Genomic DNA, 15073 nt, shown 5'->3' with positions numbered 1-15073 from the left:
GAGGACCAGCCATGCCGCGACGCCCGCGTTCCACCGCCGTCCTCGCCGCCGTGGCAGCGGCGGCGTCCCTGCTGGTCGTGCCGCCCGCAGCGGCCGACCCGGTCCCCGCGCCGGCACCGGACCACTGCCGCGAGCAGTGCCACCACGTCCTCCCGCCCGGGCAGAACGGCAGTGCCACCTTCGCCGAGCTCGTCGCGCACATGCTGCTGGGCACCCGCCCGCCGCACTCCGACGACCAGCTGGGCCGGTACGACGCGCTCGCCGGCGGCTACCGGGAGCTGACCACCGCCACCATCGAGGAGTTCTTCCTCGACAACTCCTTCGGCGTGCGGCCCGACGACGTCGAGCGCACCTACCAGCCGCGCGAGGACGTCACCATCGTCCGGGACAAGACCGCCGGCATCCCGCACATCTACGGGACCACCCGGTCCGGCACCACCTTCGGCGCGGGCTACGCCACCGCCGAGGACAAGCTGTTCCTCATGGACGCGATGCGCCGGGCCGGCCGCGGCGAGGTGACCCCGTTCGCCGGTGGGGCACCGGCGAACCGCGAACTGGAGCAGCGGTTCTTCGCCGCCTCGCCCTACACCGAGGAGGAGCTGCAGCAGCAGATCGACGCCGTCGCCTCGCGCGGCGAGCGCGGGCGGCAGGCGCTGGAGGACGCCCAGTCCTACGTGGACGGCATCAACGCCTACATCGAGCAGGCGCACCGCGGCCGCTACTTCCCGGGCGAGTACGTGGCCACCGGGCACGTCGACCCGATCACCAACGAGGGCACCATCGAGCCGTTCGAGCTGACCGACCTCGTCGTGCTGGCCTCCCTGGTCGGCGCCCAGTTCGGCGGCGGTGGCGGCGGCGAGGTGCAGAACGCCATCGCCCGGATGTCGCTGCACGAGCGGTTCGGCCCGGAGCGCGGCGAGCAGGTCTGGGCCGCCTTCCGCGCGGAGGACGACCCGGAGGCGATCAGCACGATCCACGACGGGCGGTCGTTCCCGTACGGCGTGGCACCGGAGCACCCGGAGGGCGTGGTGCTGCCGGACCCCGGCTCGGTGGTCGAGCAGCAGCTCGTCTTCGACCCCACCGGCTCGGCCACGGAACCCGCGGACCAGTCCGCCCAGCCGGAGAGCCGGAACCCGCGACCGGCCACCGACGACCCGGTGGAGAGCCTGCGCGGCCTCTTCGACGACGGCCTGTTCCCGGAGGGGATGGGCGAGCCGCGCGGGATGTCCAACGCGCTCGTCGTCTCCGGCGCGCACACCGAGAGCGGCCACCCGGTGGCCGTGTTCGGGCCGCAGACCGGCTACTTCTCGCCGCAGCTGCTGACCCTGCAGGAGCTGCAGGGCCCCGGCATCTCGTCCAAGGGCGCCTCGTTCGCCGGGCTGAGCTTCTACACGCTGCTCGGCCGCGGTCAGGACTACGCCTGGAGCGCCACCACCGCGTCCCAGGACATGATCGACACCTACGCCGTGGAGCTGTGCGAGCCGGACGGCAGTCCGGCCACTGTGGAATCCAACGCGTACCTCTTCCGCGGTGAGTGCGTGCCGATGCAGGTGGTGGAGCGGGAGAACGCCTGGGAGCCCAACCTCGGTGACGACACCCCCGCCGGCTCCTACCGGCTGGCGGTGTTCCGCACCAGCTACGGCCCAGTGACCCACCGCGGCACCGTCGACGGCAAGCCGGTCGCGTTCGCCCTGGCCCGCTCGACGTTCCTGCACGAAGTCGACTCGATCATCGGGTTCCAGGAGTTCAACGACCCGGCCGCGATCACCTCGCCGGAAGCCTTCCAGCGGGCGGCGCACGACATCAACTTCACCTTCAACTGGTTCTACGTCGACGCCGACCACACCGCCTACTTCAACTCCGGCGCCAACGTGGTCCGCAAGCCGGTGGTCGACCCGAGCATGCCGATCGCCGCCGACCCGGCCTACGAGTGGCAGGACTGGGACCCGGTCGACAACACCGCCGCCTACGCCCCGTTCGAGGAGCACCCGAACTCGATCGACCAGGACTACTACGTCAACTGGAACAACAAGCAGGCGCCGGGGACCGCGGGCGACCGCGCGGAGAAGGGCGCCGTGCAGCGCGGGGACCTGCTCGACACCCGCGTCCGCGAGCGCATCGAGCACGGCGGGACGTTCGACCGCGCGAGCCTGGTGCAGGCGATGGCCGACGCGGGGGTCACCGACCTGCGGGCGGAGCGCGTGCTGCCGGACCTGCTGCGGCTGATCGACCGCGAACCGGTCACCGACCCGCGGACCGAGGAACTCCTCACCCGGCTCCGCGCCTGGCTGGCCGACGGCGGCCGGCGGGTCGAGACCGAACCGGGCAGCCACCGCTACGAGCACGCCGAGGCGATCGCGCTGATGGACGCGTGGTGGCCGCTGCTGGTGCGCGGCGAGTTCGAGCCCGCGCTCGGCACGCCCGCCTACGAGGCGCTGACCGACGTCATGCAGGTCAACGAGTCGCCCTCCGGCTGGCAGAACGGCGAACCGGGCCTGCACGTGGGGCAGGGCCACCAGGGCTCGGCGTTCCAGTTCGGCTGGTTCGGCCAGGTGTCCAAGGACGTCCGGGCGGTGCTCGGCGAGGAGGTGCCGGGCGGGTTCGGCGCACCGCTGTGCGGCGGCGGGGACCCGACCGCGTGCCGCCAGGTGCTGCTGGACACCCTGCGCCAGGCGGCGGAGGTCCCGCTGGAGGAGACCTACCCGGGTGACGCGGACTGCGCGGCCGGTGACCAGTGGTGCGCGGACGCGCTGGTGCACAGCAAGATCGGCGGCATCGCGCAGGACACGGTGAGCTGGCAGAACCGCCCGACGTACCAGCAGGTGGTGGAGTTCCCCGCGCACCGGCCCCGCTGACGGCTCGCGAAGACCACCTCCCCGGCCGGTGCACCGGCCGGGGAGGCGTGCGAGCATCGCGGTGACGACGAACGGGAGGGCCACGTGGGCGATCTGGGTGCTGTGCTGAGGCGGGTCGACGACATCCGGGACGACCTCACCGCGCTCTACCAGGACCTGCACGCCCACCCGGAGCTGTCCTTCGCCGAGCACCGCACCGCCGCCGAGGTCGCGCGGCGGCTCGACGCGCTCGGCCTGGAGGTCACCACCGGGGTGGGCGGCACGGGCGTCGTGGGCGTGCTGCGCAACGGCGACGGGCCGACCGTGCTGCTGCGCGCGGACTTCGACGCGCTGCCGGTGCAGGAGCAGACCGGCCTGGACTACGCCAGCACCCAGCGCGGCACCGACCCGGACGGCAACGACGTCCCGGTGATGCACGCCTGCGGGCACGACATGCACGTCACCTGCCAGCTCGGCGCGCTCGACCTGCTGGTCACCGCGCGCGAGCAGTGGTCCGGCACGGTGGTCGCGGTGTTCCAGCCCGCGGAGGAGATCGGCGCGGGCGCGCGGGCGATGCTCGACGACGGCTTCCTGGACCGCTTCCCGCGCCCGGACGTGTGCCTCGGCCAGCACGTCTTCCCGTTCCCGGCGGGCACCGTGGGCCTGGTCGGCGGGCCCAGCATGGCCGCGGCCGACGGGCTGAAGGTCACCATGTTCGGGCGCGGCGCGCACGGGTCGCAGCCGGAGAACGCCGTCGACCCGGTGGTGATGGCCTCGGCGACCGTGCTGCGGCTGCAGACCGTGGTCTCCCGCGAGGTCTCCGGCCGGGACACGGCGGTGGTCACGGTCGGGTCCATCCGGGCGGGCACGAAGGACAACATCATCCCCGACCAGGCCGAGCTGCGGGTCAACATCCGCACCTTCGACGGACGGGTCCGCGAGCGGGTGATCGAGGCGGTCAAGCGCATCGTGCGCGCCGAGGCGGCCGCCTCCGGCGCCGAGCGGGAACCGGAGTTCGAGCCGCTGCACAGCTTCCCGCTGCTGGTCAACGACGAGCAGGCGACCGAGCGGACGGCGCAGGCGCTGCGCGAGCAGCTCGGCGCCGACCGGGTGCTGGCGCTCGAGCCGGTGACCGGCAGCGAGGACGTCGGCCTGTTCGGCGAGGCCGCCGGGGTGCCGACCTGCTACTGGTTCTTCGGCGGCGTCGAGCGCGGCAAGTACCTCGCGGCCCGCGAAGCGGGCACGCTGAGCCGCGACGTCCCCTCCAACCACTCGCCGTTCTTCGCCCCGGTGGTCGAACCGACCCTCACCACCGGGGTCACCGCGATGACCACCGCGGCCCTCGCCTGGCTCGACAGCCGCTGACCGCGGCCCGTGCGGGTGCGGCGCCCGACCGTGCGGGTGACCCGGGCACGCCGGTCCGCGAGTCCGCCGAGCTGCGCGGGGGAGTGGTCAGGTCGACGGCGTCGACCTGACCACGGGCCCGGTCCCCGTGCTGCGCACGCCGACGGGGTGGTCGCGCACGCGGACCGGGGCGTCGGCCTCGGCCCCGGGGCCACGACGGCGGTCGGGTGCGGCGCCCCGGCCGTGCTCGCCGCCACCCCACCGGCGAGCACCTCGGCGCGTCAGGCGCGGTCGGCCAGGGCCTTGTCGAGGATCTCCAGGCCGCGGTCGATCTCGGCGTCCGAGGCGGTCAGCGGCGGGGCGATGCGGAACGTGCCGCCCATGCCCGGCAGCTGCACGATGTTCATGTGCAGGCCGAGCTCGGCGCACCGGCGGGTGACGGCGGCACCCAGCTCGTCGGCCCCGCGCTCCTCGTCGACCAGCTCCAGCCCCAGCAGCAGGCCGCGGCCTCGGACGTCGCCGACCACCGCGTGCTCCCGGGCGAGCTCGTCCAGCCCGGCGCGCAGCCGGTCGCCCAGCTCGCGGGCGCGCTGGTCGAGGCGGTCGCGGACCAGCACGTCCAGCACGGTGCCGCCGACGGCGGCCGGGAGCGGGTCGTTGACGTGCGTGGTGAAGAACAGGAACCCGCGGTCGTGCGCCTCCTGCTCGATCTCGGCGCTGGTCAGCACGGCCGCCAGCGGCAGCCCGGCGCCGAGCGTCTTGGACAGGGTGAGGATGTCCGGGACGACGCCGTCGCGCTCGAAGGCGTACCAGGTGCCGGTGCGGCACAACCCGGTCTGGGCCTCGTCGAGGACCAGCAGCATGCCCCGCTCGTGGCACTTGTCCCGCAGCGCGGCCAGGTAGCCCGGCGGCAGGTCGATGACGCCGCCGCTGCTCAGGACCGGCTCGACCAGGCAGGCCGCCAGGTTGCCGGTCGACTGGGCGTCGATGAGGTCGAAGCCGAGGTCGAGCTGGCGGCGCCAGTCCAGGTTCCCGTCGGCGTCGGTGATGTCGGGGCGGAAGCGGTCCGGGACCGGCAGCGCGAAGTTGCCGGGGGCGGTGGGGCCGTAGCCGGTGCGCCCCGCGCTGTAGGTGGCGCCCGCGGCGGCCTGCGTCATGCCGTGCCAGGACCGCGCGAACGACACGACCTCGTACCCGCCGGTGACCAGCTTGGCCATCCGCAGCGCGGCCTCGTTGGCCTCGGCCCCGGTGGTGAGGAACACGGCCTTGTCCAGCGGCGCGGGCAGCGTCCCGGTCAGCCGCTCGGCGAGGTCGAGCACCGGGCGGCTGAGCATCCCGCTGTAGAGGTGGTCGAGGCGCTCGGCCTGCTCCCGGATGGTCGCGACGATCTCCGGGTGCGCGTGGCCGAGGATCGCGCTCATCTGCCCCGAGGTGAAGTCGAGCAGCTCGCGGCCGTCCTCGGTGACGATCGTGCTCCCGGAGGCGCGCGCGATGGTGTCGGGGCTGAAGGAACCGCCGCCCGAGTAGCGGATCAGGTGTCGTTCCCGTGCGTTGTCCATGCGCCGACGCTACGAACGCCTCTCGCGGCCCGTCCACTCCCCACCCCCAGAAGCGCAGCCCAACGGTCGTGAGCGCGCAAGCCGCCTGGAGCCGGTCTCCCCACTCACGACGGCATCGGCGCAGGTTGGGGGTCGTGAGCGCGCAAGCCGCCTGGGGCCGGTTTTGCCGCTCACGACCGTATCGGCGCTGGTCAGGGCTCGTGAGTGCAAATGCCGCCTGGGGGCGGTCTTGCCACTCACGACGGTATGGGCGCTGGTCAGGGGTCGTGAGTGCGGGAGCCGCCTGGGGGCGGTTTTCGCGCTCACGACGGTATCGGCGCTGCCCAACGGTCGTGAGTGCGCATGCCGTCTGGGGGCGGTCTTGCCCGCTCACGACCGTATCGGCGCTGCTTAACGGTCGTGAGCGCGCAAGCCGCCTGGGGCCGGTTTTGCCGCTCACGACCGCATGGATGCTGGTTGGGGGTCGTGAGTGCGGGAGCCGGTTGGGGGCGGTTTTGCCGCTCACGACCGCATGGGTGCTGGTTGGGGGTCGTGAGTGCGCAAGCCGGTTGGGGCCGGTTTTCGCGCTCACGACCGACTGGGGGTCAGTGGGGGCGGCGGTGGCGGGCTGCGACGGCGATGGTGGGGCCGGCGAGGAGGAGGGCGGCGGCGCCGATGCCGCCGACGAGCCAGAGCGCTCGGGTCGCCGGGGCCGGGTCCGCCGCGGCGGGCTTCGGCACGGCCAGGTCCTCCGGCGGGGGCGTCGCCGGCGGGTCGGTGTTGGGGATCGTGGTGACCGCGGCGAACGGGTCGACCACGCCGTAGCCGACCAGCTCGTTCGGCAGCGGCGTCGACGGGTGGTCCGCGGCGCCGATCAGCCGGGCGGCGACCTCGGGCGCGGACAGCGCCGGGTGGTAGGCGCGCACCAGCGCCGCCGCACCCGCCACGTACCCCACGGCCAGCTCGCTGCCGGACGAGACGCGGTGCCCGGCCCCGCGCGGGGCGACGCCCACCAGTTGCTGCGCCGGGGCGGCGATCGCCGGGTCCGCGCCGTACGACGCCGACCGCACCGGCCCGTCCGGCCCGACCGGGGCCACCGCCAGCACGCCGGGGATCCGCGCCGGGAACGCGAGCTGGCCCCGCTTCGGCACCGCGGCGGGCGCCACCACCAGCACGTCCCGCTGGGCGGCGTGCGCGACGGCGGCGCGCAGCTCCGGGACGTCCAACGTGGCCACCAGGCCGACCGCGACCACCCGGGCACCGCCGTCGACCGCGGCCCGGATGCCGCGCGCGATGTCCCGGGCCAGTGCCGCGTGGTCGAGGACCTTCGGCGGGTCGTCGTTGACCCGGACCGGGAAGATCGTGGCGCCCGGCGCCACCCCGGCGAACGGGACGTGCGGGTCGCTGCTCGGCCGGGCCGCGATCAGCGAGGCGAGGAACGTGCCCCGCCCGAAGCAGTCGTCGTCGCCGGGACCGCCCCGCAGGTCGGTGCCCGGCAGCACCGCCCCGGCCAGCGCGGGCGCGGCCGCGCTCACCCCGGTGTCGACCACGCCGACGACCACCTCACCGCGCGTCAGCGACCACGCCCGGTCCGCGGCCATCCGCTGCTGCGCCCACGACATCGTCGTCACCGGGGTCTCCGACGGTGGCGTGCACTGCCCGACCGGGGGCTGCGCGGCCGCGTGCGGCGCGCCCACCGCGGTCGCCAGGACGCCCAGGACCGCCCCCAGCACGGTGGTCCGCAGCCGAGCCCTCATGCCGGTTCCTCCGTCCAGCCGATCTGCAGCCCGATCCCGTCGCGGCGGGTCACCAGCACGCCGCGGCCCGGCGGCAGCTGCCGGCCCCGGGCCCCGTTGAGCAGCGGCAGCTCGTTGGCCGGCATCGACAGCGCCAGCTCCGGGGTGTTCGACTCCTGCAACCGGCGGGTCACCGGCTCCATCGAGGTCCGGCTCGACCCGGCGGCGGCGCGGGCCATCACCAGGTGCAGGCCGATGTCCCCGGCCTGCGGCACCAGCTCCACGAGCGGGTCGAACGGCCCGCCCATCGGACCCAGCAGCAGGTCGTAGTCGTCGACCAGCACGAACACCTCCGGCCCGCTCCACCAGTCGCGACGGCGCAGCTGCGCCGGGGTGATGTCGGTGCCGGGCACCCGCTGCTTCATCTCCTCGGCCAGCTGCCGGACCGCGGCCTCGGCCGCCGGTGCGGACACCGCGGCGGCGCGCCGGTAGGCGTCGGGCACCGACTCCAGCAGGGTGCGGCGCGGGTCGACGACCAGGACCTGCGCCTCCTCCGGGGAGTGCGCGGCGGTGATGGCCCGCGCGATGAGGCGCAGCGCCGCCGTCTTGCCGCTGCCGCTGTCGCCGACGATCGTCAGGTGCGGGCGTTCGGCGAAGTCGTGCCACACCGGCTGCAGGTCGAGCTCGCCCGCGCCCAGCGCCACCTTCGGGCCCGGCTGCGGGGCGGGCAGGTCCGCCGCGGGCAGCACGGCGGGCAGCATCCGCACCACCGGCGCCCGGCGGCCCGGCCAGTGCTCGGCGACCGCCGCGCACAGCTCCTTGGTCGCCTCGGCGAGGCCGTCGGTGCCGGCCACCCCGTCGATGCGCGGCACCCCGGCCAGGAAGTGCCTGTGGTCGGCGGTCATGCCCCGGCCCGGGACCTGCGGCACCTCCGCCGCCTTGCGCATGTTGATCATCGAGTCGATCGAGTCGCCGAGCCGCAGCTCCAGCCGCGTGCCGAGCTGGTCGCGCAGTGCACTGTGGACGTCCGACCACCGGTTCGTGGTCAGCACCAGGTGCACCCCGTAGGCGAGGCCGCGGGCGGCGAGCGCGCGCAGCGCCAGGTCGTGCTGCTCGAACTCCGAGCGCAGCGCGCCCCACCCGTCCACGACCAGGAACACGTCGCCGTGCGGGTCGTCGGCGAACTCGCCCTTCGCGCGCCGCTCGCGGTAGGCGGCCATGCTCTCCACCTCGTGCTCGGCGAAGACCTTCTCCCGCTCCGCCAGCAGGGTCTGCACCTCGGCGATGGTGCGCGCCACCCGCTCGGTCTGCAGCCGCCCGGCCACGCCGCCGACGTGCGGCAGGCCGTCCAGCGCCGACAGCGTCCCGCCGCCGAAGTCCAGGCAGTAGAACTGCGCCTCGGCCGGGGTGTGGGTGAGCGCGATCGACGTGATCAGGGCGCGCAGCAGGTTGCTCTTGCCGGACTGCGGACCGCCCGCGATGCCGACGTGCCCGCCCGCGCCGGAGAGGTCCACCACGTGCAGGTCGCGGCTCTGCTCGAAGGGCTTGTCCACCACCCCGACCGGCACCACCAGCCGACCGCAGCCCGGCCAGCCGGACGCGGTCAGCCCGCGCTCCGGGTCGGGCAGCAGCGGCGGCAGCAGCTGGTCCAGCGACGGCGGGTCGGCCAGCGGCGGCAACCACACCTGGTGCGCGGGCGGACCGCCGTGCTCGACCAGCTTGTCCACCGCCACGGACAGCACCGACTCGCCGGTCTCGGTGTCCTGCGGCGCGGGTTCGGGCGCCGGCTCGGGTTCGGCGGGGACGGGCAGCTTGCCCACCCCGAACGGCACGACCTGTCGCCGCACCTCCTCCTGCCGCTGCTCGCGGGTGCGCCTGCGGTGCGGGCCGGACACGTAGGCGGCCTTGAACCGCACCAGCGTCGCCACGTCGCTGCGCAGGTAGCCGTTGCCGGGCGCGCTCGGCAGCTGGTAGGCGTCGGGCACGCCGATCACCGAGCGGCTCTCCATCGCGGAGAACGTGCGCAGGCCGATGCGGTAGGACAGGTGGCTCTCCAGCTTGTGCATCCGCCCGTCCTCGATGCGCTGGCTGGCCAGCAGCAGGTGCACGCCCAGCGACCGGCCCAGCCGGCCGATCATGACGAACAGCTCGCCGAAGTCCGGGTTGGCCGCCAGCAGCTCGGAGAACTCGTCGACGATCACGAACAGCGTCGGCAGCGGGTCCAGCGGCGCACCGGACAACCGCGCCTTCTCGTACTCCAGCAGCGAGGAGTAGTTCCCGGCCGCGCGCAGGAACTCCTGGCGCCGCACCATCTCGCCGTGCAGCGCGTCCTGCATGCGGGTCACCAGCGGCGCCTCGTCGGCGAGGTTGGTGATCACGGCGGAGACGTGCGGGAGCCGGTCCAGGCCGAGGAACGTGGCGCCGCCCTTGAAGTCGACCAGCACGAAGTTCAGCGTCTCCGACGAGTGCGTCATCGCCATGCCCAGCACCAGGGTGCGCAGCAGCTCGCTCTTGCCGGAACCGGTGGCGCCGATGAGCAACCCGTGCGGTCCCATCCCGCCCTGCGCCGACTCCTTGATGTCCAGCTCCACCGGCGCACCGCTCTCCGAGATGCCGATGGGGATCCGCAGCCGGTCGCGGGTCAGCCCGGTGCGCGTGATCGACGCCGGGTCCCAGCTGTCCAGGTCCGAGACGCCCAGCAGCTGCGGCAGTTCGAAGTTCGCCACCATCGGCTCGGCCACGTCGGCGGTGCCGCCCAGCCGGTACGGCGAGATGGTCCGCGCCAGCGTCGCGGCCTTCGTGGTGGACAGCAGGTCCGGGGTGCACAGCGTCGTGCGCACCTCCTGGCCGGTGCGGTCGGTGCGCACCATGTCCACCTGCTCGGCTGTGACGTCCAGCCGCAGCGTGGTGCGCCCGGCTCCGCCGCCGAGCGCGTCGGAGACGTCGAGGACCACGGAGTTGTGGTAGCCGGTGCCGGCCAGCCGCGACTCCGACGGCACGTGGACGCCGTCCAGCACGACCACCACGTAGGGCTCCTCGGGGCTGGGCGAGGACGCCGCCTCGAACCGGCCGCGCTCGCCGAGCTCGGCGTCGAGCAGCTCGGTCAGCGCGTCCACCCCGTCGGCCAGCAGCCGGACCTGGCCCGCGCCGTCCTGCTCGACCGGGTGCTGCGCGTGCGGCAGCCACTTCACCCAGTCCCACAGCGGGATCCGGTCGGGCGCGGCGCACACCACCACCCGCAGGTCCTCGGGGGAGTGGAAGGTGACCAGCTGGGCCAGCAGCGCGCGGGTGACCCCGCGGATCGCCTCCTGGTCGCCGTTGAACCGCACCTTGGCGAAACCGCGCAGGAACACCGAGGTCGGCAGGCCCGGGACCGTGCTGTGCGCGTTGATGAACCGGCGCAGCGCCCGCGCCGACAGCGGCTCCAGGTCCGAGATCGGCTTGGTGTGCAACGGGGTCATCCGGACCGCCAGCCGCTGCGGTCCGGTGCCGATGCGCACCTCGGCGAAGTCGCCGTGCGCGGCCCGTCGCTCCCACAGCCGGCCGGTCATCGCCACCGACCACAGCGCGTTCGGGTCCGGGTGCCGCCAGGCCAGCGACTCGCGCTGCTTGGCCGCCGCCGCCCGCACCTGGGCGCGCACCTGCCCGAGGTAGCGCAGGTAGTCGCGCCGCTCGCCGCGCATCTTCTGCCGCCGCTCGGCCCCGCCGCGGGCCAGCTGCACCAGGAACACCAGCAGCGCCATCGCCATCATCAGGCCGAACATGCCCATGCCCAGCACGGGGTTGCGCGGTCCGATGTAGATCAGCATGAACACGCCGCTGCCGAGCATCATCGGCAGCACCATCAGCGAGGACAACCAGTCCCGGCCGACCGTCTCCGGCAGCGCCGGGGGTTCCTGCAGGGACAGCTCCCCGCTCGGCATCTCCGGCGGCTGCTCCCGGTTCGGCCGGCGGAACAGGGTCGTGGTCATCGCGGTCGGCTCCTCGCTGGACGGTGCGCGGTGCACCTGCCACACGTCCCGACCCCGCCGGGACGTTCAGTCGCGGGCGCTTGAACCGCGGGGCGGTGCGCGGCCGTGGTGGGGGCATGGCGGCGACGAACTCGAACGGCGCGACCACCGCGCACTCGGCCCCGTCGGCCCGGTCCGCGCACTCCTCCGGCGGTTCCGGGGAGATGTGCCGGTTGACCATCTGCGGGCCGACCTCGCGGGTGGAACTGGCCGTGCCCGCGCACGTGCCGATCTCCGACCTGATGCCGACCGTCCTCGGGCACCTCGACCCCGCGTTGGCCACGTCCGGGCTGGCGCACGGCGGCTGGGTGCTGCAGCGGCTCGGTGAACCGCCGCTGGACGAGGACCACGGCACCGCCGCGGCCGGGTTGTACGACGGCGACGTGCTGTACCTGCGGCCGCGCGACGACCAGCTGCCGCTGGCCGCCTTCGACGACCTGGTCGACGGGATCCACACCGGACTGTCCACCCGCACCGACAGCTGGCGCCCGGCGCTGACCCGCCGGGTGTGCCTCGGGCTCGCCGCGCTGTGCGGGTTGCTCGCGGTGCTGGTCACCACGTTCGCCGGCAGCGGCACGGTGACCGCGGTCAGCGGCGCGGCGGTCGGGCTGGTGCTGATCGGGGGCGGTGCGGCCCTGGTGCGGCTGCTCGACGAGCGCAGCGGTGCGCTCACGCTCGGCGTGGTGGGCGTGACCTCCCTCGGTGTCGCGGGTCTGGCGGTGCCGGCCGGGTCCGCGCCACCCGCCGCGTGGTTCACCGTCGCCGGGGCGCTCGCCGCGTCCGCGGTCGTGGCCGCGGCCGCCGTGCTCGCGCGGGCCGCGCTCGGTCTGGCCCGGGCGGGGTTCCTCGCCGTCGCCTGCGGGGCCGCGCTCACCGCGCTCGGCTGCCTCGTCGGGCTCCTGTTCGGACTCCGACCGCACGAGACCGCCGCGGTCGTCGTCGCGATGGTGCTCGCGGTGACCCGGGCCGTGCCGCAGCTGGCCACCTGGCTCGCCGGGCTCGTCGCCGAACCGGTGCCGACCACCCCCGAGGAGTTCCAGCAGGGACTGGATCCCCTGCCCAGCAAGGACGTCCTGGACCGGGCGGCGGTGGCGGACGCGCACCTCACCGCGTTCCTGGTGGTGCTCGGCGCGGTGAGCTCGGGGGCGCTGCTGGTGCTCACCTCGCACCTGGCGTGGGACACCGCCGCGCTCGGGATCGTCGTGGCGACGCTGCTGCTGCTGCAGGCGCGCGAGCTGCGCGGCACCTGGCACCGGGCGGCCGCGCTGGTGCCTGCCGCCGCGGCCCTGGTCTCGGTGCTGCTGCGCTGGGTCGTCGACCTGCCGCTGCTCGGCCAGGTGTGCGTCCTGGTCGGACTGCTCGGCCTGGCCGGGAACGCGCTGGCCGGGGCCCAGGTGCTGCCCGGCAGGCGGCTCGTGCCGCGCTGGGGCCGCATCGGCGACGTCGTGCACTGGGTCTGCGCGCTGGCCGTGCTGGCGCTGGTGCTCACGGTGACCGGTTTCTACGGCGCTGTGGCCACGTGGCTGTGAACCCCGCCGGTCGCGGGAGCCGTGTTCGGTGCAGAAGGGAGGGCGTGCATGTACGGCAGGCGTGAGCAGGTCGAGGCCCACTCGTTCCTGGTCGGCCGGATCCTCGCGGCGGTGCTGCGCACCGACCCGGACGACCCGAACCGGCCGCTGCGGCGCACCACCGTCGGGATGGCGGGCGGCGTCGGGGTCGCCGTGCTGGTGATGGGCATCGTGCTCGTCGTCAGCCTGCTCACCGGGATGGGCAGCGGCGCCTGGCGGGAGGAGCCCGGTTTCCTCGTCGTGGACACCGGTTCCGGCAACCGGTACATGCTCGTCGACGGGCGGCTGCGCCCGGTGCTCAACTACGCGTCGGCCCGGCTGCTGGCGGAGGGGGAACCGCCGGTCGCGAAGGTCGACGGCGCGGAGCTGGCGGACTTCCCGAAGGGAGCGCCGATCGGCATCCCGGGCGCCCCGGACGCGCTGCCCTCGCCGACCGCGGGCGGCCAGCCGTGGACCGTGTGCGCGGGGGTGCGGCCCGACGCACCGCGGGTGGCGGCGACCGTCGGACCGCTGCCCGGGGCGACCCCGCTGGGTGCGGACGAGGCGGTGCTGGTCCGCGTGGGGGACCAGCACCACCTCGTGTGGGCGGGCACCCGGCTGCGGATCACCGCTCCGTGGGTGCCCCGGGCGCTCGGGCTGGACCCGAGCGACGCCGTCGAGGTCGACTCGGCGTGGCTGAACACGCTGCCCGCCGGGCCCGACCTCGGCGCACCGCCGGTGCCGCACGGTGGCGCCGGGCCCACCGTCGCCGGTCAGCCGACCGTGGTCGGCCAGCTCGTGACCGCACCCGAGGCGGTCGGCGACACCACCTTCGTGGTGGACCCGGGCGGCCTGGTGCCGGTCTCGCGCACCGTCGCCGCGCTGATCGGCGCGGACCCCGGCCTGGCGCTGCCGCCGACCCTCACCATCACCCCGGCGCAGCTGGCCGCGCAGGACGTGCTGCCCGCTCCGGTGTGGCAGGCCGAGCTCCCGCCCCAGCCGCCGACCCCGATCGACCTCGACCGCCGCGTGCCGTGCGTGCGGTGGACCGCGGACGAGGTGGAGGTGGTGTCCGCACCGGACCTCACCGGGGCCACAGTGGACAGTCGCATGGCGGGCGTCACCCGCGACGGGCGGGTCGCCGACCTCGTCGACGTCCGCCCCGGTGCCGGGTTCATCGCCCGCACCCGCCCGGCACCCGGCGTCCCCGGGGCCGGCGTCTACCTGATCACCGAGGCCGGGGCGAAGTACCCGGTCGCCAACGAGAGAGCAGCCGAGGCCCTCGGCTACTCGGTGGACACCGCGGAACCGGTTCCCGCGGACCTGCTCGCCCTGCTGCCGACCGGACCGGTGCTCGACCTGATCGGCACGTCGCAGAACGCAACGGAGGAAGGATCCCGATGAGCCAGTACGGGTACGACGACGGAATGCTGGTGCAGGTCATCAGCGCCACCGACACCGCGCTCGGCCAGATGCGCAACCTCAACAGCGCGGTCCAGGGGATCGGCGGCCAGCTGCCCACGGTCAACAACTCCACGTCCGGCATGAAGCTCGCGCAGCTGCTCGGTGAGTGGAGCACCGACTACAACCGGATCGTCGGGGAGCTGGAGAACCTCAACGCCAAGGCCCAGGCCCTGCTGCAGACCAACCGCAACGTCGAGACCGAGACCGGCGGCGCGGCCCAGTAGTCCCCTCCAGGAACCCGGAGCGAAAGGAAAGCGGATGACCGCGTTCAACGTCAACCACGCCGGCTACAGCGACGTCAACCAGCAGCTCGTCCAGGCCGTGCAGACCCTCGGCACCGTCCTCGACGACCTCAACAAGTCGCTGAAGAACATCCCCGAGGCCTCGTGGGGCGAGGCGCAGCCCATCTGGTTGGAGCACCAGAACAACTGGAACCGCTCCTACCAGGCGATGACCGAGCGGATCAACCTCACCTCGGTGTCGTCGATCAACATCCACGAGATCTTCCAGAACGGCGACAACACCGGGGCACGGATCTTCGCCCAGTGACCCGCGCAGCGGCATCGGCACCCCTGTTGACGGCCTGACCGGCCGAGCGAT

9 protein-coding genes are annotated in these 15073 nt (G+C 74.3%); 6 read left to right on the top strand and 3 right to left on the bottom strand.

Translation table 11 applies throughout. The features are described 5' to 3' along the window. Positions 1–11 precede the first annotated feature (11 nt). Together HNR68_RS24435 and HNR68_RS24430 are read left to right on the top strand one after the other, a co-directional pair. The gene (locus tag HNR68_RS24435) at positions 12–2855 is read left to right on the top strand and encodes a penicillin acylase family protein (protein WP_179724070.1); all 2844 of its coding nucleotides are present in this window, start codon (positions 12–14) and stop codon (positions 2853–2855) included. Positions 2856–2939: 84 nt separating this feature from the next. Next, positions 2940–4199: an amidohydrolase gene (locus HNR68_RS24430; RefSeq protein ID WP_179724069.1), complete on the top strand. Its 1260-nt coding sequence runs from the start codon at positions 2940–2942 to the stop codon at positions 4197–4199. A gap of 260 nt (positions 4200–4459) precedes the next feature. Here HNR68_RS24430 and HNR68_RS24425 read toward each other — a convergent pair whose 3' ends face one another. The 3 genes from HNR68_RS24425 to eccCa form a co-directional block, all read right to left on the bottom strand. Then, positions 4460–5737: an aspartate aminotransferase family protein gene (locus tag HNR68_RS24425; protein WP_179724068.1), complete on the bottom strand. Its 1278-nt coding sequence runs from the start codon at positions 5735–5737 to the stop codon at positions 4460–4462. 584 nt (positions 5738–6321) lie between these two features. Beyond that, the gene (locus tag HNR68_RS24420) at positions 6322–7473 is read right to left on the bottom strand and encodes a S8 family serine peptidase (RefSeq protein WP_179724067.1); all 1152 of its coding nucleotides are present in this window, start codon (positions 7471–7473) and stop codon (positions 6322–6324) included. Continuing rightward, positions 7470–11423 (bottom strand): type VII secretion protein EccCa, encoded by a 3954-nt coding sequence (gene eccCa, locus HNR68_RS24415; RefSeq protein WP_218888415.1) that lies wholly within the window; start codon positions 11421–11423, stop codon positions 7470–7472. The genes HNR68_RS24420 and eccCa overlap by 4 nt, the downstream gene beginning before the upstream one ends. A 116-nt stretch (positions 11424–11539) precedes the next feature. On the opposite strand from eccCa, the gene eccD reads away from it, so the two are divergent. From eccD to HNR68_RS24395, 4 genes are read left to right on the top strand one after another with little or no spacing between them, the layout of a single operon-like run. Continuing rightward, positions 11540–12991 carry a type VII secretion integral membrane protein EccD gene (gene eccD / locus HNR68_RS24410; RefSeq protein ID WP_179724066.1) on the top strand — a complete coding sequence of 484 codons (1452 nt, stop codon included), beginning with the start codon at positions 11540–11542 and terminating at the stop codon, positions 12989–12991. Positions 12992–13039: 48 nt separating this feature from the next. Next, positions 13040–14413, top strand: a complete 1374-nt coding sequence (gene eccB / locus HNR68_RS24405) for a type VII secretion protein EccB (protein ID WP_179724065.1) — start codon at positions 13040–13042, stop codon at positions 14411–14413. Next, entirely contained in the window at positions 14410–14697 is a 288-nt protein-coding gene (locus HNR68_RS24400; protein WP_179724064.1) for a hypothetical protein, read from the top strand. The genes eccB and HNR68_RS24400 overlap by 4 nt, the downstream gene beginning before the upstream one ends. 34 nt (positions 14698–14731) lie before the next feature. Next, positions 14732–15022: a WXG100 family type VII secretion target gene (locus HNR68_RS24395; protein WP_179724063.1), complete on the top strand. Its 291-nt coding sequence runs from the start codon at positions 14732–14734 to the stop codon at positions 15020–15022. Positions 15023–15073: the final 51 nt, after the last annotated feature.

The sequence above is a fragment of the Saccharopolyspora hordei genome (assembly GCF_013410345.1).
Classification (GTDB): Bacteria; Actinomycetota; Actinomycetes; order Mycobacteriales; family Pseudonocardiaceae; genus Saccharopolyspora; species Saccharopolyspora hordei.
This window is presented reverse-complemented; position numbering and strand designations above follow the sequence as displayed.